General features: G+C 70.9%; 18 protein-coding genes. 7 read left to right on the forward strand and 11 right to left on the reverse strand.

Annotation, left to right across the window (positions count from 1 at the left end):
* The first annotated feature begins 5 nt into the window (after positions 1-5).
* Positions 6-830, forward strand: a complete 825-nt coding sequence (locus V8690_RS04110; protein WP_338775938.1) for a hypothetical protein — start codon at positions 6-8, stop codon at positions 828-830.
* Here V8690_RS04110 and V8690_RS04115 read toward each other — a convergent pair.
* Together V8690_RS04115 and V8690_RS04120 are read right to left on the reverse strand one after the other, a co-directional pair.
* Positions 776-2,953 carry a protein kinase gene (locus V8690_RS04115; protein ID WP_338775939.1) on the reverse strand — a complete coding sequence of 726 codons (2,178 nt, stop codon included), beginning with the start codon at positions 2,951-2,953 and terminating at the stop codon, positions 776-778. The two genes, V8690_RS04110 and V8690_RS04115, sit on opposite strands and share 55 nt — an antisense overlap.
* Before the next feature lie 136 nt (positions 2,954-3,089).
* Positions 3,090-4,391, reverse strand: coding sequence for an aldolase/citrate lyase family protein (locus tag V8690_RS04120; protein WP_338775940.1), 1,302 nt, complete (start codon positions 4,389-4,391; stop codon positions 3,090-3,092).
* Between the two features lie 215 nt (positions 4,392-4,606).
* Here V8690_RS04120 and V8690_RS04125 point away from each other — a divergent pair, with 215 nt between their 5' ends.
* On the forward strand, positions 4,607-5,509 hold the full coding sequence (locus tag V8690_RS04125) for an endonuclease/exonuclease/phosphatase family protein (RefSeq protein WP_338775941.1): 903 nt from the start codon (positions 4,607-4,609) through the stop codon (positions 5,507-5,509).
* A gap of 68 nt (positions 5,510-5,577) precedes the next feature.
* On the opposite strand, the gene V8690_RS04130 is transcribed toward V8690_RS04125, so the two are convergent.
* The 4 genes from V8690_RS04130 to V8690_RS04145 form a co-directional block, all read right to left on the reverse strand.
* Entirely contained in the window at positions 5,578-6,540 is a 963-nt protein-coding gene (locus V8690_RS04130; protein WP_338775942.1) for an electron transfer flavoprotein subunit alpha/FixB family protein, read from the reverse strand.
* A 55-nt stretch (positions 6,541-6,595) separates the two neighbouring features.
* Positions 6,596-7,384 (reverse strand): electron transfer flavoprotein subunit beta/FixA family protein, encoded by a 789-nt coding sequence (locus tag V8690_RS04135; RefSeq protein WP_338775943.1) that lies wholly within the window; start codon positions 7,382-7,384, stop codon positions 6,596-6,598.
* Between the two features lie 219 nt (positions 7,385-7,603).
* Entirely contained in the window at positions 7,604-8,095 is a 492-nt protein-coding gene (locus V8690_RS04140; RefSeq protein WP_338775944.1) for a flavin reductase family protein, read from the reverse strand.
* A gap of 62 nt (positions 8,096-8,157) precedes the next feature.
* Positions 8,158-8,592, reverse strand: coding sequence for a thioredoxin family protein (locus tag V8690_RS04145; RefSeq protein WP_338785242.1), 435 nt, complete (start codon positions 8,590-8,592; stop codon positions 8,158-8,160).
* A 78-nt stretch (positions 8,593-8,670) separates the two neighbouring features.
* Here V8690_RS04145 and V8690_RS04150 point away from each other — a divergent pair, with 78 nt between their 5' ends.
* Positions 8,671-9,087, forward strand: coding sequence for a DUF4395 domain-containing protein (locus tag V8690_RS04150; RefSeq protein WP_338775945.1), 417 nt, complete (start codon positions 8,671-8,673; stop codon positions 9,085-9,087).
* Between the two features lie 184 nt (positions 9,088-9,271).
* Complete coding sequence (locus tag V8690_RS04155) at positions 9,272-10,000, forward strand: lysophospholipid acyltransferase family protein (RefSeq protein ID WP_338775946.1); 729 nt, start codon at positions 9,272-9,274, stop codon at positions 9,998-10,000.
* Between the two features lie 39 nt (positions 10,001-10,039).
* Here the strand turns inward: V8690_RS04155 and V8690_RS04160 are convergent, their stop codons facing one another.
* Positions 10,040-10,612, reverse strand: coding sequence for a transglutaminase family protein (locus tag V8690_RS04160; protein WP_338775947.1), 573 nt, complete (start codon positions 10,610-10,612; stop codon positions 10,040-10,042).
* Positions 10,613-10,786: 174 nt separating this feature from the next.
* Here V8690_RS04160 and V8690_RS04165 point away from each other — a divergent pair, with 174 nt between their 5' ends.
* Positions 10,787-12,157: a hypothetical protein gene (locus tag V8690_RS04165; protein WP_338775948.1), complete on the forward strand. Its 1,371-nt coding sequence runs from the start codon at positions 10,787-10,789 to the stop codon at positions 12,155-12,157.
* 23 nt (positions 12,158-12,180) lie between these two features.
* On the opposite strand, the gene V8690_RS04170 is transcribed toward V8690_RS04165, so the two are convergent.
* Genes V8690_RS04170 through V8690_RS04180 form a run of 3 tightly spaced genes read right to left on the reverse strand, consistent with a single transcriptional unit; the run spans position 12,181 to position 15,436 of the window.
* Entirely contained in the window at positions 12,181-13,251 is a 1,071-nt protein-coding gene (locus V8690_RS04170) for a low specificity L-threonine aldolase (RefSeq protein ID WP_338785244.1), read from the reverse strand.
* A complete protein-coding gene (locus V8690_RS04175) occupies positions 13,248-13,997 on the reverse strand; it encodes an SDR family oxidoreductase (RefSeq protein WP_338785245.1) in 750 nt (249 codons plus the stop codon). The genes V8690_RS04170 and V8690_RS04175 overlap by 4 nt, the downstream gene beginning before the upstream one ends.
* A 41-nt stretch (positions 13,998-14,038) precedes the next feature.
* Positions 14,039-15,436 carry a DUF6421 family protein gene (locus tag V8690_RS04180; RefSeq protein WP_338775949.1) on the reverse strand — a complete coding sequence of 466 codons (1,398 nt, stop codon included), beginning with the start codon at positions 15,434-15,436 and terminating at the stop codon, positions 14,039-14,041.
* 249 nt (positions 15,437-15,685) lie between these two features.
* Here V8690_RS04180 and V8690_RS04185 point away from each other — a divergent pair, with 249 nt between their 5' ends.
* Entirely contained in the window at positions 15,686-16,369 is a 684-nt protein-coding gene (locus V8690_RS04185) for a glycerophosphodiester phosphodiesterase family protein (protein ID WP_338775950.1), read from the forward strand.
* A gap of 27 nt (positions 16,370-16,396) precedes the next feature.
* On the opposite strand, the gene V8690_RS04190 is transcribed toward V8690_RS04185, so the two are convergent.
* Complete coding sequence (locus tag V8690_RS04190; RefSeq protein ID WP_338775951.1) at positions 16,397-16,936, reverse strand: GNAT family N-acetyltransferase; 540 nt, start codon at positions 16,934-16,936, stop codon at positions 16,397-16,399.
* A gap of 70 nt (positions 16,937-17,006) precedes the next feature.
* On the opposite strand from V8690_RS04190, the gene V8690_RS04195 reads away from it, so the two are divergent.
* Positions 17,007-17,399, forward strand: coding sequence for a VOC family protein (locus V8690_RS04195; protein WP_338775952.1), 393 nt, complete (start codon positions 17,007-17,009; stop codon positions 17,397-17,399).
* The last annotated feature ends 1 nt before the right edge of the window (position 17,400 follow it).

The raw sequence follows: 17,400 nt of genomic DNA on the forward strand, positions 1-17,400 counted from the left end.
GGGCCATGGAACCTACGGAGCACCTCACCGATCGCACCCTGCGAGCACTCGACCTGGCCGAGGCGCCGCGCGAGCACCCCCTGCTCTACCCGGGCGCGTGGCCCGCCGACTCCGGGCTCCTGGACGGGGACTGTTTCCTGCCCCTGGACCGGCTCGTGCACGAGGACCGCACGCCGGTTCTCGCCATCGGCTCGAACGCCTGCCCAGGGCAACTGCGGCACAAGATGGAGGAGTTCGGGATCATGTCGCCGATCCCGATGGTGAAGACCCGGGTGACGGGTGTCGACGCAGGCGTGTCGGCGCATGTGAGTCGCATGGGTTACGTGTCGGCTTCGCCGGTCAGCGCCCCGGACACCGTACGGGAGTTGTTCGTCATCTGGCTCGACGCCGAGCAGCTCGCCGTGATCGACGCGAGCGAGGGTGTGCCGCTGCCGACCGGCAACTACGACCGTGCCTGGCTGCCCTCGCCCGACGTGCGCATCGAGCTCGCGGACGGCACCCGCCTGCCCGGCGCCTACGCGTACGTCAACCGGCACGGCGTCCTGCACGACGGCACCGGCGTGCCGCGCACCCACCCGGGCCAGCGGGTGCTGCTCACCGAGCTGCTCGTCGTCCTGCCGCGCTTGCGGGAACTGTTCGGCGTCGTGCCCGAGGAGTTCTCCGCACGGGCCCGCTCCGACCGTCGGCTGTGCGAGCGGGGCACGCGGCTGTTCGTCGAGGAGAAGCTGGTGACGGCCTCGGGGCTGGAGCAGTACGTGGCGGTATCACTGCGCGCTCAGCAGACCGGGAGCCCGGGGACGGGCGCGTCGTTGTCGCCGCCCTTGATGTAGACGTCGCTGACCCAGACGTTCGTGTTGCCGCTGTCGTCGTCGGTCCTGGCCCACCAGACGTTGGTCCACTGGCCGTCGGTCTCCCGCCGGCCGAGGTTCTGCTGGCAGTAGAAGTAGTTGGTGCCGGCGTTGAGGATGCCGACCTCGGTGCCGGAGGCGGTGTAGGAGTCTGCGGTCTTCCAGACCGTGCAGTTGTACTTGCCGCCGCCTATGACGTGGCAGACGGGGGCCTCGGTGGTGGCTCCGCCGCCGCCTGTCGTACCTCCGTCGCCGGAACCGCCGCCGGTGCCGCTGCCTCCGGAGGTGGCGCCGGACGTCCCTCCCGTCGTGCCGCCGGAGGACTTGGCGGGGGCTGACGTGGTCGCCCGGCCGGCGGGCTCCGGCTTCTCCTCGTCCCCGGTCTTCTCGGAGGGGGCCTTGCCCTTCTCGTCGCCCTGTCCCTCGGGCCTGGGCGCGTTCGAACCGTCGTCGGTACGACCGGACTCGGACGCGGAGGCGGCGGCATCCACACCGGCGGCGTCGGTCCGCGCGCCCGTGTCCGTGCCACCGGAGTCGGCCAACACGGCGACCGTGGCACCGGCCGCCGCGAGGACGACGGTGACGGCCGCGGCGGCGAGGAGGACGCGGGCCTTACGGCGAGGCGTGGCGCGGGAGTTCATCGGACCTGTGGGAGCACAGGCGCCGGGGCCGGTGCTGCCCGGGCCGGGCGGCCCGAAGCCCTGGGGGCCCGGGCCGAGCGGGCCGGGGACTGAGGCGTGTGGGCCGGGGACTGCGGCGTGCGGACCAGCGCCCGAACCGTGCGAGACGGCCCCTGAACCCTGCGGATCGTGTCCCGCGCCATACGGGCCCGGCCCTGCGCCGTGCAGGCCTGGCTCTGAGCCATGCTGAGCGGCCCCTGAGCCATCCGAGCCGGGGACTGCGCCGCGCGGACCATGTGCCGAGCCATGCGGACCAGGCGCTGAGCCCTGCGAACCGAGCCCCGAGCCATGCGGATTGGGCCCTGCTTGGGCTGGATGGCCCGGGCCCGGTTCGGGCTGTTCTGGTGCACCCGAGGCGGTCGCTCCTGAACTGCCGGTGGTTCCGGAGGCGGCAGCCGTGCCGGAGACCGGTGTGCCCGGGTCCTCGTGGGGCCCGGCGGCGCCGGGCTGCACGTGTTGTGGTGGCCCGAATCCCGGCGGTACCGACGGCACGCTGCGCTCCGTCTCCGGGCCCGGGGGCGAGGCCTCAGGACGGCCCCGCAGTGCGGACGTCGGCGTGTCCGTGCCGCCCCTGTCCGCCGCCCTCTGGAGCATCTCGCGGGCCTGGTCGGCCTCCGGGCGGCCCTCGGGGCGCTTGTCCAGCAACTGCTGGAGGACGGGGGCGAGAGGGCCGGCGCGACGGGGCTCGGGCAGCGGGTCGGTGACGATCGCGGTGAGCGTCGAGAACGTGGACGTACGGCGGAAGGGCGAGGCGCCCTCGACGGCCGCGTACAGCGTGGCGCCCAGGGCCCAGATGTCGGAGGCGGGGCCCGGGGCGGCGCCCTGGGCCCGCTCGGGGGCAAGGTAGTCGAGGGAGCCGACGAGTTCGCCGCTGCGGGTGAGGTGGGTGGCCGAACCGTCGCCCGGGTCGTCCATGGTGGCGATGCCGAAGTCGGTGAGGACGACCCGGCCCGAGCGGTCGAGCAGAATGTTGCCGGGCTTCACGTCACGGTGCAGGACGCCTACGCGGTGGGCGGCGGCCAGCGCGTCCATGACCTTCGCGCCGATCCGGGCCGCCTCGCGCGCGTCCAGCGGGCCGCGGTCGCGCAGTACGTCGTCCAGGGACGGCCCGTCGACCAGCTCCATGACGATGAGCGGGCGCCCGTCGACCTCGGCGATGTCGTGCACGACGATGACGCCGGTGTGGCGCACCCGGGCCGCCGCACGCGCCTCACGCTGCATCCGCAGTCGCAGATCGGCCAGTTCGGGACCGGCCGCGTCGGTGTAGGCGCGCAGTTCCTTGACGGCCACCTCACGGCCGAGGACCTCGTCGACGGCCTTCCAGACGACGCCCATGCCGCCGCGCCCCAGCCGGCCCGTGACGCGATAACGGCCTGCCAGCAGCCGACCGGTCCCGTCCGCCTGCCCGTGCTCCCCCGTTGACACCGCTGCCCCGTTCCTCCGACCCCACCGGCATTCACCGACACGTCCGTACGTGGCGTGCAGCCTACGGGGCGGCGGTGACGGCGACAGCCGGTGGTGACGGTTGTGACAGTGCCGGTACGCGTGGGCCGGCAGCCCCTCAGGCGGACGCCGTCAGGTCCCCCCGCCGGGGCACCGCGAAGCTCTCCAGGTCGGCGCGGGTCAGGCCGGTCAGCCGGGCGACCTCTCCGATGTCCAGGGCGCCGCAGTCCAGGCCGCGCAGCAGGTAGCCGCTGAGGGCCTTGGCGGTGGCGGGTTCGTCCATGACGTCGCCGCCGGTGCGGTTGGCGTAGCGGGCGAGGCGGGCGGCGGCCTGCTCGAAGCCCTCTCGGTAGAAGGCGAAGACGGCCGCGTACCGGGTGGGGATGTGGCCGGGGTGCATGTCCCAGCCCTGGTAGTAGGCACGGGCCAGGGCGCGGCGGGTCAGGCCGTAGTGCAGGCGCCAGGCGGCGTGCACCTTCTCGGTCGGGCCGATGGGCAGGACGTTGGTGGAGCCGTCCGAGACGCGGACGCCGGTGCCGGCCGCGGCGACCTGCATGACCGCCTTGGCGTGGTCGGCGGCCGGGTGGTCGCTTGCCTGGTGGGCGGCGGAGACGCCGAGGCAGGCGCTGTAGTCGAAGGTGCCGTAGTGCAGGCCGGTGGCGCGGCCCTCGGCGGCCTGGATCATGCGGGCGACGGTGGCGGTGCCGTCGGCTGCGAGGATGGACTGGCTGGTCTCGATCTGTATCTCGAAGCCGATCCGGCCGGGCTCCAGCCCGTGCGTCTTCTCGAAGGCGTCCAGCAGCCGTGCCATGGCCGTGACCTGCTCGGCGTACGTCACCTTCGGCAGGGTGAGCACCAGCCCGCGGGGCAGGCCGCCGGCCTCCATCAGGCCGGTGAGGAAGATGTCGAGGGTGCGGATGCCCCGGTCGCGTACTGGCGCCTCCATGCACTTCATGCGGATGCCCATGTAAGGGGCCGCGGTGCCGTCCTCGTACGCCTCGGCGATCAGCCGCGCGGCGCGGGCTGCGGCCTCGTCCTCCTCGGCGTCGGGGCGGTTGCCGTAGCCGTCCTCGAAGTCGACGCGCAGGTCCTCGATCGGCTCGCGCTCCAGCTTGGCGTGCACGCGCGCGTGGACGGGCTCGGCGAGTTCGTCGGCCAGGCCGAGGACGGCGGCGAAGGACGCGGCGTCCGGGGCGTGTTCGTCGAGGGCGGCCAGGGCCCGGTCGCCCCAGGAGCGGACGGTGTCGGCGGCGAAGACGTCGCCGGGGACGTAGACGGTGTGGACGGGCTGGCGGGTGCCGGGGTCTCCGGGGTAGCGGCGCTCCAGTTCGGCGTCGACCGGCGCGAGGGAGGCGCTGATCTCCTCGCTGACGGTGCCCGCGAGGCTCGTCGCCACCTTCTCCTGCTGGCCCTGACCCATTCCGAGACCCTCCTATTTCCGCTGTACGGAATCAACAATCCGTAGAGCGAAGTTATCGGCCGACCTTCCCGCTGGTCAACACCGCCTTACGTACCGATCCACTCCGCCATCTCGGCATGTTCACGTCCATCTGGCACCGTTTCCCGCGGAAGCACGCACACCGTCACACCTCCGTCACCACGACTCGCCCGTAAGCCGCCACAGAAGGAGCCCCTGTGCCGCACCTTCGAGTCACGCGCCGCCTGGGCCTGAAGACCGCGCTGGCCGGCGCGGTCGCCCTGCCGCTCTCCAGTACAGCAGTCTCCCCCGTGTCCGCCTCGGCCGAGGGGCGTTCGGACGGCCACCTGGAGGTCATGTCGTTCAACCTCCGCTTCGCCAGTGCGGCCGAACCCAACAGCTGGGCCGCCCGCAGACCGGTCACGCGCGCCCTGCTGCGCCGCGAGCGCCCGCATGTCATCGGCACCCAGGAGGGCCTCTACCAGCAGTTACAGGACATCGAGGCCGACCTCGGAGCGCACTACGACTGGATCGGCACCGGACGCGCCGGCGGCAGCCGCGACGAGTTCATGGCGATCTTCTACGACACCCGCCGGCTCGCCCCGGTCGAGTACGACCACTTCTGGCTCTCCGACACCCCGAGCGTGATCGCCTCCAACACCTGGGGCAACGCCTCGATCCGCATGGTCACCTGGGTGCGCCTGCGCGATCTGCGCGACGACGGGCGGGAGTTCTACGTGCTCAACACCCACCTGGACAACGCGAGCCAGTACGCGCGCGAGCGTGCCGCGTCCCTCACGGCGCAGCGGATAGCCGGGCTGGACCGCTCCCTCCCCGTGGTCGTGACGGGCGACTTCAACGTCGCGGCGCACGGGAATTCGGTCTACGACACGATGCTGGGCGCCGGGCTCGTCGACACCTGGGACGCGGCGGCCGAGCGCGGCGAGCTCTACGGGACGTTCCACGGGTACAAGCCGCTGGTGCCCGGCGGCGCCCGCATCGACTGGATCCTGGCCACGCCGGGCGTCACGGTGCACCGCGCGGTGATCAACACGTTCGCCCTGAACGGGCAGTTCCCGAGCGACCATCTGCCGGTGCAGGCCTCGCTCCGGCTGAGGTGACGGCCGGGGTGACGACGAGGCCCCCGTGACCGGCGCGGTCACGGGGGCCTGCTGCGGCCGGAAGGTGATCAGCCCTTACGGGCCTTGATCTCCTCGGTGAGCTGGGGGACGACGTCGAACAGGTCGCCGACGACGCCGTAGTCGACGAGGTCGAAGATCGGGGCCTCGGCGTCCTTGTTGATCGCCACGATCGTCTTCGAGGTCTGCATGCCGGCGCGGTGCTGGATCGCGCCGGAGATGCCGGAGGCGATGTACAGCTGCGGGGAAACGCTCTTGCCGGTCTGGCCGACCTGGTTGGTGTGCGGGTACCAGCCGGCGTCCACCGCGGCACGCGAGGCACCGACGGCCGCACCGAGGGAGTCGGCGAGGGCCTCGATGATCGCGAAGTTCTCCGCGCCGTTGACGCCACGGCCACCGGAGACCACGATCGCGGCCTCGGTCAGCTCCGGACGGCCCGTCGACTCACGCGGCGTGCGACCGGTGACCTTGGTGCCGGTGGCCTGCGCGGAGAAGGTCACGGACAGGGCCTCGACCGCACCGGCGGCCGGGGCGGCCTCGACGGCCGCGCTGTTGGGCTTGACCGTGATGACCGGGGTGCCCTTGGAGACACGGGACTTGGTGGTGAAGGACGCGGCGAACACCGACTGCGTGGCCACCGGGCCCTCGTCGCCGGCCTCCAGGTCGACGGCGTCGGTGATGATGCCCGAACCGATGCGCAGGGCCAGGCGGGCGGCGATCTCCTTGCCCTCGGCGGAGGACGGCACCAGCACGGCGGCCGGGGACACGGCCTCGACCGCGGCCTGGAGGGCGTCCACCTTCGGTACGACCAGGTAGTCGGCGTACTCGGCGGCCTCGTGCGTGAGGACCTTGACCGCGCCGTGCTCGGCGAGGGTGGCGGCGGTGTCGGCGGCGCCGTTGCCCAGCGCGACGGCGACCGGCTCGCCGATGCGGCGGGCCAGGGTCAGCAGCTCCAGGGTGGGCTTGCGGACGGCACCGTCCACGTGGTCGACGTAGACGAGAACTTCAGCCATGGGACTTCTTCTCTCCTGCTTGCGAAAGATGAGGGGCGGTCAGCGGATGCGGGGCTCAGACGAACTTCTGGCCCGCGAGGAACTCAGCGAGCTGCTTGCCGCCCTCGCCCTCGTCCTTGACGATCGTGCCCGCCGTACGGGCCGGGCGCTCGGCCGCACTGTCGACCGTGGTGTAGGCGCCCTCCAGGCCGACATCCTCGGCCTCGATGTCCAGGTCGGACAGGTCCCAGGACTGAACCGGCTTCTTCTTGGCCGCCATGATGCCCTTGAAGGACGGGTAACGCGCCTCGCCCGACTGGTCGGTAACCGACACGACCGCCGGCAGGGACGCCTCGAGCTGCTCGGAGGCGGCGTCGCCGTCGCGGCGGCCCTTGACCGTGCCGCCCTCGACCGACACCTCGGACAGCAGGGTCACCTGCGGCACGCCCAGACGCTCGGCGAGCAGCGCGGGGACGACGCCCATGGTGCCGTCGGTGGAAGCCATACCGGAGATCACCAGGTCGTAGCCGGCCTTCTCGATGGCCTTGGCCAGGACCAGGGAGGTGCCGATGGCGTCGGTGCCGTGGATGTCGTCGTCCTCGACGTGGATCGCCTTGTCCGCGCCCATGGACAGCGCCTTGCGCAGGGCGTCCTTGGCGTCCTCGGGGCCCACCGTCAGGACGGTGATCTCCACGTCGTCGTCGGAGTTCTCGGAGATCTGCAGCGCCTGCTCGACCGCGTACTCGTCGAGCTCGGAGAGCAGACCGTCCACGTCGTCCCGGTCGACGGTCAGGTCATCGGCGAAGTGCCGGTCGCCAGTGGCGTCGGGCACGTACTTCACAGTGACAACGATCCTCAAGCTCACGCCGGCTCTCCTACTGCATCGTCATTTCCATGCTGCCTACTTGCAGGCAGCATAGGCGCCTCAAGCGGCCGATCCCGGTCGGGGCGACCCACGCTCCGCGCGAAATATTACTCGCCAGTACACCCAGTTCGTTCCCGCTAAGCAAGCGCTTTGAACTGTGACCTTCGCAACGCAGCGTAACCGGAACTCGACGGTCCCGCAGCCCGGGGGACACGCGCATCAGTCGCGCAGCCGGCTGAAACGTCCCTGGTGGTAGAGGAGCGGTCGGCCGGTGCCCGTGGGGTCGCCCCGCACGACCTCCGCGATCACGATCCGGTGGTCTCCGGCGGGCACGCGCGCGACCACCCGGCCCACCAGCCAGGCCAGCACGCCGTCGAGCACGGGGACTCCGTCGGGCCCTTCCCGCCAGGCGGTGGGCGGCGCGAATCGGTCGGCTCCGCTGCGGGCGAAGGTGGCGGCGAGCTCCTGCTGGTGCTCGCCGAGGATGTGGACGCCGACATGATCGGCCGCCGCGATCGCGGACCAGCTGGACGAGCCGGTGCCGACCCCGAAGGAGAGCATGGGCGGCTCGGCGGAGACGGAGGCGAGGGAGGTGGCGGTGAAGCCCACCGGACCGGCGTCACCACGAGCGGTGATCACGGCGACCCCCGCCGCGTGCCGCCGGAAGACCGATCGCAGGAGGTCGGGGGTGGCGACAAGGTCCGCAGGCATGGGGTCAGGCTGACGATAAATGGTCGGCGCAGTCAAGTTCATTCCCGGATGTGGGAGATGACTCACTGACCGGGTCGCGTCCCTCCCACCGCCTCCCCCAGCGCGGCTATCACATCGGCCTTGCGTGGCTGGCCGGTGGCCCGCCGCACCACCCGGCCGTCGGCGTCGAGGACCAGCACGGTCGGGGTCTTGAGGATGTCCAGCCGTCGCACGAGGTCCAGGTGGGCCTCGGCATCGATCTCGACGTGAGTCACGCCCGGGACCATGCCGGCGACCTCGCCGAGGATCCGCCGGGTCGCCCGGCAGGGCGCGCAGAACGCGCTGGAGAACTGCACGAGGGTGGCCCGCTCCCCCAGTTCCGCGCCCAGCTCGGCCGCGTCCAGCCGCTTGCCGTCGTCCCGCCCGCGCACCCGCACTCTCCCGCTCCGCCGCCGTTGCAGCACTCCGTAGGCGCTCGCCGCCGCGAGCACCAGCACGCACACCACCAGTCCGGTCATCACCTGCTGCAAGCGTTCACGAGACCGCAAAGATTCCCGCCCTCTCCACGGGCCCGCACTGCGGAATGCTTGGTCCCCATGGACATCGATGCACGAGGGCCGCGTTTCGGCGCGGGCGTGACGACCGTCGTCCTGGCGGTCGTTCTGATCACGGGGAACGCGTGGCTGCTGGCCTGGCAGACGCTGGCGTTCCTGCTGGATGCGGCGGGCGGGGTGACCCGGTCGCCGTACGGCCTGCTGTTCCGGAAGGCCGTACGTCCGCGGCTCGGGCCGCCGACCGCGTTCGAGGCGCCCGAACCGCCGCGTTTCGCCCAGGCGGTGGGGCTGGTTTTCGCCGCACTCGGGCTCGTCGGCCACACCCTGGGCCCCGGCTGGCTGGGGCTCGCGGCGACCGGCGCCGCGCTCGCGGCCGCCTTCCTGAACGCCGTGTTCGGGTACTGCCTGGGGTGCGAGTTGTACCTGCTCGTCCGGCGGATGACGGTAGGCGTGAAGTAATACGAACGTAAAAGGACGAGGTGGGATCCGGCGGCGACGTGACGAGAATCTCTTCACGGGCGGGCACGGGGACTGGCTACCCGGCCGTTCTTCGGGCACGATCTCGACAAGCCGTAAACCTACGGCTGCGTAACTTCCACTGGGAATCCCTTCCCAGGCAGAGCAGGAAGGGTCCGACCCGCCCATGGCAGAGCTCGTCTACCGTCCCGTCGTCGGTTTCGCCCGCACGCTGTTCAAGGCGTGGGACCTCAAGATCGACTGTCAGGGTTCGGAGAACATCCCGCGCTCGGGCGGCGCCGTGCTGGTGAGCAACCACATCAGCTACCTGGACTTCGTCTTCAACGGCCTGGCGGCCCTGCCGCAGAAACGCCTCGTGCGCTTCATGGCGAAGGAGTCCGTCTTCCGCCACAAGATCTCGGGCCCGCTGATGCGCGGGATGAAGCACATCCCCGTGGACCGCAAGCAGGGCGAGGCGGCCTACGCGCACGCCCTGGACTCGCTGCGGTCGGGCGAGATCATCGGGGTCTTCCCGGAGGCGACCATCTCGCAGTCGTTCACGCTGAAGAGCTTCAAGTCGGGCGCCGCGCGCCTGGCTCAGGAGGCCGGCGTCCCGCTGATCCCGATGGCGGTGTGGGGCACGCAGCGGCTGTGGACCAAGGGCCACCCCCGCAACTTCAAGCGCAGCCACATCCCCATCACGATCCGGGTCGGCGAGGCGATCGAGGCCTCCCGCGACAAGTACGCGGGCGCGATCACCCGGCAGCTGCGCGAGCGCGTCCAGGAACTCCTCGAGGCCGCCCAGCGCGCCTACCCCGTACGCCCGAAGGGCCCGGACGACACCTGGTGGATGCCGGCCCACCTCGGCGGCACGGCTCCGACGCCGGAGCAGGTGCGGGAGGCGGACGCGCGCTGACACCGCTGGTGATGGTCGGCCCTGGGGGCGGGTCTCGCCTCAGAGTGCGGTGGGGAGTGTCTCCCACAAGTGGGGCCGGCCGTCGGCTGCTTTGAGGGTGTCGAGTACGACGGGGTGAGGCGCGGCATACAGGACCGGACAGTCCGTCTCACCGAGCGCCGGATCGGGCGTGAAAGCGAGCCGCTCGCCGTCGAGGGAGAACCGCGCGTCCACACCCGGCTTGTTGCCCCGCGGGTCCTGCCGGTGCCAGTCGCCGTTGAACCGCACGGCGACCAGACCGTGCAACACGCCGAGCTGCTGGTAGCACAACGCGGTCGGGATGTCCTCGGCCCGTAGCAGCGCGGCCAGGGCATGGGCCTTGGCGTAACAGATGCCGGTGCGCTGTTCCAGGACATCGGAGGCACGCCAGGTGACGCGGAGATCACCGGAGTCCTGGGAGTGCGGGATGGTGTCGCGCACGAATTCAAACGCCGCCCGCGCATACTCATACGAATTCGCCACACCCCTGGCCAGCTTGGCCGCTGTCTCGCGAACGAGCGGATGGTGATGGTCTATCGCCTCGTCAGGGGCCAAATAGGCGGAGAGGTCCGGGATTTCCTGGATCAGCTGCATGCAGGCAGAGCATAGGGACGAGAACACCCTCTGGTCAATTTATTTTCAAGCTGTCGTATATTTATGCATCGATGGGAAGAACGGCTGACCATCGGCGCAACCACCCGTCCGGCCACAACCCTTCCCTCGCGCCACCGGTCTCGGCCTCCGCAGATCCGTGACAAGGGGGAAGACATGAAGGACCCACACCGCCTGCTAGGCGCCGCGCTCGTGAGTTGCGCCCTGGCGGCGGCCGGAGTCGGGGCCGGGCCCGCGTACGCCCAGGAGAACCGGCTGTGGATCAGCGCGCCCTACGAGACGGTGCTGCCGGGAGCGGACGCGGGCGGCGGCGCGCGTGAGCGCAGCCTGGCCGTGCAGGTCAGCCGCGACGTCGCCGACGGCGGGGTGCCGGCGGGGCGGCTGACCGTCGACGTCAGCGAGATCGCCTCTTTCGCGCGGGTGTCATGGCCCGCGAACTGCGCACCCGAGTCGGAGGTCAGGGCGGTCTGCCACGTCCCGGAGATGCCCGCCGGGACGGAGAGCGTGCCGGCCGCCACGTTCGGGCTGCGCGCGCTGCCGGGAGCGGACGTCGACGCCTCGGGGTACGTGCGCTACGCGGCCGTCGCCGGAGAGGCGACGTCCCATCCGGCCGAGACCCGGGTCGGCGTGGGCAACGGCCCGGACCTCGGGCTCAGTCAGGCCGACGACCAGCGCGACCTCAGGCCGGGCTCCAAGACGAGCGTGCGGGCGACGCTGTCCAACAGCGGCAACCGCACCGCGGAGCGCACGCTGCTGTGGCTCAACGCCTCGTACGGGCTGCGCTTCGAGGAGCGGCACGCCAACTGCGAGTACCGGGACCACAACACAGGTACGTCCGCCCTGTGCGTGCTGGACGAGGCCGTGGCACCCGGGCAGCAGTACGCGCTGAGCACCGGCCTCGGCGTGGGCCGGAAGGCGCTGTACGAGCGGTTCGACCACTCCGTCCATCCGTACTCCGACGAGGCGCTGGAGGAGATGCGGGGCGACTGGACGTGGACCCGGGGCACGGGCGCCGAGCTGGACCTGCGCCCCTTGGCCGCCGCCCGGGCCGCGACGGCGGACCCCGACATCGATCCGCAGGACAACTACCGGACCGTCATCCTCAACGCCCGGAACACCGCCGACCTGAGGCTCACCGGCAGCAGGGTGAGCGGGGCCGCCGGTGACACCGTGACCGCCCGGGTCACGGTGCACAACCGCGGTCCGGCCTGGGTGGCGTCGCTGGGCGCGGGGGCCGCCGTGGCGACGGTGCGGTTCCAGGTGCCGGAGGCAACCACGGTGATGGGGCTGCCGGAGGAGGACTGCTGGACCTCGCCGGACGGCGCGTCCCCCACGACCCACTACTGCAGGACGCCGATCCACCTGCACGACAAGGCGTCGTACACCTTCGAGATCCCCTTGCGGATCGACCGTGTGGTGCGCGGCGCGCACACCACGGTCGCCACCGTCAACGACGACCCCGAGCTGAGCATCAGCAAGTTCGACCCGAACCTGCGCAACAACAGCGCGCGGATCGTCGTCAACTGACGGAACCCCACCCGGAGATGGCCCTAGCGGGCCATCTCCTCCTTCAGTGCCGCGACGAACGCGTCCACGTCGTCCTCGGTCGTGTCGAAGGCACACATCCAGCGGACGTCGCCCGCGGCCTCGTCCCAGAAGTAGAAGCGGAACCGCTTCTGGAGGCGCTCGCTCACGTCGTGCGGCAGGCGGGCGAACACCGCGTTCGCCTGCACCGGGTGGAGGATCTCCACGCCGTGCACGGCGCGTACGCCCTCGGCGAGGCGCTGGGCCATCTCGTTGGAGTGGCGGGCGTTGCGCAGCCACAGGTCCCGGGCGAGCAGGGCCTCCAGCTGCACCGAGACGAAGCGCATCTTGGAGGCGAGCTGCATGGACAGCTTGCGCAGGTGCTTCATGTGGCTGACGGCGTCCTGGTTGAGGACCACGACCGCCTCGCCGAACAGGGCGCCGTTCTTCGTGCCGCCCAGGGAGAGGATGTCGACGCCGGCGGCGTTGGTGAGCGTCCGCATCGGGACGTCCAGGGTGGCGGCGGCGTTGGCCAGCCGGGAGCCGTCCAGGTGCACCTTCATGCCGTGCGCGTGGGCGTGCTCGCACAGGGCGCGTATCTCGTCCGGCGTGTAGACCGTGCCCAGTTCGGTGGCCTGGGCGATGGAGACGACCTGGGGCATCGCGCGGTGCTCGTCCTCCCAGCCGTACGCCTGCCGGTCGACCAGCTCGGGCGTGAGCTTGCCGTCGGGCGTGGGCACGGTCAGCAGTTTCAGGCCGCCGACCCGCTCGGGCGCCCCACACTCGTCGACGTTGATGTGCGCGCTCTCGGCACAGATCACCGCGCCCCACCGGTCGGTGACCGCCTGGAGGGCGACGACGTTGGCGCCGGTGCCGTTGAAGACCGGGAACGCCTCGGCCGTGGCTCCGAAGTGGCTGCGGATGACGTTCTGGAGGGTCTCGGTGTAGGCGTCCTCGCCGTAGGCGACCTGGTGCCCGCCGTTGGCCAGGGCCAGGGCGGCGAGCACCTCCGGGTGGGCGCCGGCGTAGTTGTCGCTGGCGAAACCGCGGACCTCGGGGTCGTGATGGCGACGGGCGTCGGTCTTCGGCGGGTTCACGGCTTCTCGGTGAGCCACAGACGTTTTCCGTTCACTTCGGCGGCGGGCTTTTCCCAGACCTCGGTGATGGCCTGTGCCAGGTCCTTGACGTCGGTGAAGCCCGCGAACTTCGCGTTGGGTCGCTCGGCGCGCATCGCGTCGTGCATCAGTGCCTTTACCACCAGGATGGCAGCCGCCGATGTCGGGCCCTCGGCGCCCCCGGCCTTGCGGAAGTAGTCGCCCATGGCCAGCGTCCACGCCTCGGCGGCGGCCTTGGCGGCGGCGTAGGCGGCGTTGCCCGCGGTGGGCTTGCTGGCGCCCGCCGCGCTGATCAGCACGTACCGGCCGCGGTCGCTGCGCTGGAGCGCCTCGTGGAAGGCGAGGGAGGTGTGCTGCACGGTGCGGACGAGCAGCATCTCCAGGAAGTCCCAGTCGTCGAGGCTGGTCCGGGTGAAGGTCTCGCTGCCGCGCCAGCCGCCGACGAGATGGACCAGGCCGTCGACGCGGCCGAAGTCCTTCTCGATACGAGTGGCCCAGTCGCGGGTGGCCCGCAGGTCGAGCAGGTCGACCGTGTCACCGGTGACGGTGGCGCCGCCGGTCGCGTAGCTCGCCGCGTCCACCGCCTCCGCCAGCCGCTCCGGGTCGTTGTCCGAGCCGATGACGGTGGCCCCCGCCTCGGCCAGTTTGAGCAGCGCGGCCCGGCCCGCGGGTCCGCCCGCTCCGGCCACCGCGATCACCGCACCCCTGAGCGCCCCGTTCCCCGCCATGATCTTCGCCTCCTGAGCAGTGGTCCTGGTATCGCGGTCGCTCACGCGGCGATCCGCTCGGCGCCGTCCGCCGTGATGCCCTTGGTGGAGGCGATCACGCTCTTCAGCTTCTTGGACAGTGCCTCATAGAACATGCTCAGCGGAAACTCGTCCGGAAGCACGTCATCGACGAGTTTGCGCGGCGGCTGCGTCACGTCCAGCGCGTCGGGGCCCTTGGCCCACTTCGAGCCCGGGTGCGGGGGGAGATAGGTGGAGACGAGCTCGTACCCGGCGAACCAGTGGACGAGCTTGGGGCGGTCGATGCCGTCGCGGTACAGCTGCTCGATCTCGGCGCACAGCTGATTGGTGACCCGCGGGGCGCGGTCCCAGTCGATGGAGAGCTTGTTGTCGGTCCAGCGGACGACGTCGTGCTGGTGCAGGTAGGCGAAGAGGAGCTGGCCGCCGAGGCCGTCGTAGTTGCGCACGCGCTCGCCGGTGACCGGGAAGCGGAACATGCGGTCGAAGAGCACCGCGACCTGCACGTCACGAGCCTGCGGGACGCCGTCGGCCGCCAGCTTCACGGCCTCCTTGAAGGCGGTGAGGTCGCAGCGCAGCTCCTCCAGGCCGTACATCCAGAACGGCTGGCGCTGCTTGATCATGAACGGGTCGAACGGCAGGTCGCCGTGGCTGTGGGTGCGGTCGTGGACCATGTCCCACAGGACGAACGCCTCCTCGCAGCGCTTCTGGTCGTGGACCATCGCGGCGACGTCCTCGGGCAGCTCCAGGCCGAGGACGTCGACGGCGGCGTCGGTGACGCGCCGGAAGCGGGCGGCCTCACGGTCGCAGAAGATGCCGCCCCAGCTGAACCGCTCGGGGGCCTCGCGCACGGCGATGGTCTCGGGGAAGAGCACGGCGGAGTTGGTGTCGTAGCCCGCCGTGAAGTCCTCGAACTTGATCCCGCAGAACAGCGGGTTGTCGTAGCGGGTGCGCTCCAGTTCGGCCAGCCAGTCCGGCCAGACCATGCGCAGTACGACGGCTTCGAGGTTGCGGTCCGGGTTGCCGTTCTGCGTGTACATCGGGAAGACGACCAGGTGCTGGAGACCGTCCACGCGGTTCGCGGCGGGCTGGAAGGCCAGCAGCGAGTCGAGGAAGTCGGGCACCTGGAAGCCGCCGTCGGCCCACCGGCCGAGGTCCTTGACCAGGGCCTCGTGGTAGTCGCCGTCGTGCGGGAGCAGCGGGGAGAGCTCCAGGACCGCGTCCGTGATCTGACGGACGGCGAGCTCGGCGTCAGCCGGGTCGGGCGCGTCCTCGGCGTCGAAGTCGATCGACCCGTCCTTGGACTGCCATGGCCGGATCCGCTCCACGGCATCCTTGAGCACGGGCCATGCCGGGTGCTCCACCACCCTGACCACGGGAGGAACCCGATCCTCCAAGCCCACCTGCACAAGAATTTCCGTCATGTCACACCTTCCACGGGAGAATCTCGCGTACACCGACCGTATACATACGAGGTTCCTCCCAGCAAGGGCCGCCTCGGGAAAATATCCTGCCTCACCCCGCACTTCACCGCACTTTTTCCTGTCGGCCATGCTTGTGCCCGCACGCACGCCGACCATGCCCTCACCCTCTGCACAGGGCGGGTGCAGGCGATACGGTCAGGTGGGCCGTCAGGCCCCCAGTGCCGCCTGTCGACGGAAGAGAGTCGCGTCTTGAACTTCCTCACCATCGGTCACCGCGGAGTCATGGGTGTGGAACCCGAGAACACCCTCCGGTCCTTCGTCGCCGCGCAGGAGGCCGGCCTCGACGCCATCGAACTCGATCTGCATCTGAGCAAGGACGGCGCGCTCGTCGTCATGCACGACCCCGACGTGGACCGCACGACCGACGGCACCGGTCCGATCGCCGAGAAGACCCTCGCCGAGCTGCGAGCGCTGGACGCGGGCCGGGGCGAGCGGGTGCCGGTCTTCGAGGAGGTCCTGGAGGCCGTTCAGGCGCCGCTCCAGGCGGAGATCAAGGACGTGCAGGCGGCGCGGGCCCTGGCCGAGGTGATGAACCGGCGCGGGCTGGCCGGCCGGGTGGAGGTGTCCTCGTTCCACGACGAGGCCATCGCCGAGATCGCCCGCCTGGTGCCGGGGGTGCGCACCGCGCTGATCGCCAGCCGGTACGGCACCGACATCGTGGAGAGGGCCGTCCAGGTCGGTGCCGCTACCGTCTGCCTGAACATCCGCCGGCTCACCCTGGAGATCGTGGAGCACGCGCGCAAGGCCGACCTGAGGATCATCGGCTGGGTGGTGAACACTCAGGACCATCTGCGTCTCGTCCGCGCCTTCGGCCTGGACGGCGCGACGACCGACCAACCGGACATCAAGCGCACCGGCCGTTTCACGGCGTAGGGCCTGTGGGGAGACAAGCCCTGGTGACTAGGCGAGCTCCTTGACCAGCAGCTCGAACTCCAGGTCGTCGCGCTGCGGGATGCCGAAACGCTCGTCGCCGTACGGGAACGGGGTCGTCCGTCCCGTACGGCGGTAGCCACGCCGCTCGTACCAGGCGATGAGGTCGTCGCGGACGGAGATCACGGTCATGTGCATCTGCGTCACACCCCACGTCTCGCGGGCCAGCCGCTCCGCCTCCGTGAGGATCACCTTGCCGAGGCCCCCGCCCTGGAGTCCTGGGCTGACCGCGAACATACCGAAGTAGGCGTGGTCGCCGCGGTGCTCGAGCTGGCAGCAGGCGACGATACGGCCCTCCCGCTCCACCGTCAGCAGCCGGCCGTCGGGCGACTTGATGACGGCCAGCACACCCTCCGGGTCGGTCCGCTGCCCCTGGAGAATGTCCGCCTCGGTGGTCCACCCGGCCCGGCTGGCGTCGCCCCGGTACGCCGACTCGATCAGCTCGACCAGCTCGTCCACGTCGGCGTCCGTGGCATCGCGGAAGGTCAGTCCGGTGGCGGCGGTGTCCATGGGTGTGTGTCTCCGTTCCGTGGCGCACGCGGGCAGGGATGAGAGTAGCTCCCCCACTAGGCTCCGGTGCATGGTGCATGTACTCAGCAGCCGGATCCTGCTCCGCCCCACCGACCCCGAGCGGTCCCGTGCCTTCTACGGCGAACAACTCGGGCTCGCCGTGTACCGGGAGTTCGGCACGGGGCCGGACCGCGGGACGGTCTACTTCCTCGGCGGTGGTTTCCTCGAGGTCTCGGGCCGGTCCGAGACCTCACCGGCGCCGGCCACGCGGCTGTGGCTTCAGGTCGCCGACGCGGGGGCCGCGCAGGACGAACTGCGGGCGAAGGGCGTGGAGATCGTGCGGCCGCCGGTGAAGGAGCCCTGGGGGCTGGTCGAGATGTGGATCGCGGATCCGGACGGGACGCCGATCGTACTGGTGGAGGTCCCGGCGGACCATCCGATGCGCTGCAGGCCGGGCATCTGAG

Source organism: Streptomyces sp. DG1A-41, assembly GCF_037055355.1.
In the GTDB taxonomy this organism is placed as follows: Bacteria; Actinomycetota; Actinomycetes; order Streptomycetales; family Streptomycetaceae; genus Streptomyces.

What these genes read in the sequence shown, in the direction of transcription:
- V8690_RS04140 (WP_338775944.1), bottom strand. Translation starts at nt 8,095, where the DNA reads ATGCCTGCGGACCTTGTCGCCACCCCCGACCTCCTGCGATCGGTCTTC.
- V8690_RS04160 (WP_338775947.1), bottom strand. Translation starts at nt 10,612, where the DNA reads ATGCAGCTGATCCAGGAAATCCCGGACCTCTCCGCCTATTTGGCCCCT.
- V8690_RS04120 (WP_338775940.1), bottom strand. Translation starts at nt 4,391, where the DNA reads ATGGGTCAGGGCCAGCAGGAGAAGGTGGCGACGAGCCTCGCGGGCACC.
- V8690_RS04150 (WP_338775945.1), top strand. Translation starts at nt 8,671, where the DNA reads ATGGACATCGATGCACGAGGGCCGCGTTTCGGCGCGGGCGTGACGACC.
- V8690_RS04175 (WP_338785245.1), bottom strand. Translation starts at nt 13,997, where the DNA reads ATGGCGGGGAACGGGGCGCTCAGGGGTGCGGTGATCGCGGTGGCCGGA.
- V8690_RS04155 (WP_338775946.1), top strand. Translation starts at nt 9,272, where the DNA reads ATGGCAGAGCTCGTCTACCGTCCCGTCGTCGGTTTCGCCCGCACGCTG.
- V8690_RS04110 (WP_338775938.1), top strand. Translation starts at nt 6, where the DNA reads ATGGAACCTACGGAGCACCTCACCGATCGCACCCTGCGAGCACTCGAC.
- V8690_RS04180 (WP_338775949.1), bottom strand. Translation starts at nt 15,436, where the DNA reads ATGACGGAAATTCTTGTGCAGGTGGGCTTGGAGGATCGGGTTCCTCCC.
- V8690_RS04165 (WP_338775948.1), top strand. Translation starts at nt 10,787, where the DNA reads ATGAAGGACCCACACCGCCTGCTAGGCGCCGCGCTCGTGAGTTGCGCC.
- V8690_RS04190 (WP_338775951.1), bottom strand. Translation starts at nt 16,936, where the DNA reads ATGGACACCGCCGCCACCGGACTGACCTTCCGCGATGCCACGGACGCC.
- V8690_RS04195 (WP_338775952.1), top strand. Translation starts at nt 17,007, where the DNA reads ATGGTGCATGTACTCAGCAGCCGGATCCTGCTCCGCCCCACCGACCCC.
- V8690_RS04145 (WP_338785242.1), bottom strand. Translation starts at nt 8,592, where the DNA reads ATGACCGGACTGGTGGTGTGCGTGCTGGTGCTCGCGGCGGCGAGCGCC.
- V8690_RS04130 (WP_338775942.1), bottom strand. Translation starts at nt 6,540, where the DNA reads ATGGCTGAAGTTCTCGTCTACGTCGACCACGTGGACGGTGCCGTCCGC.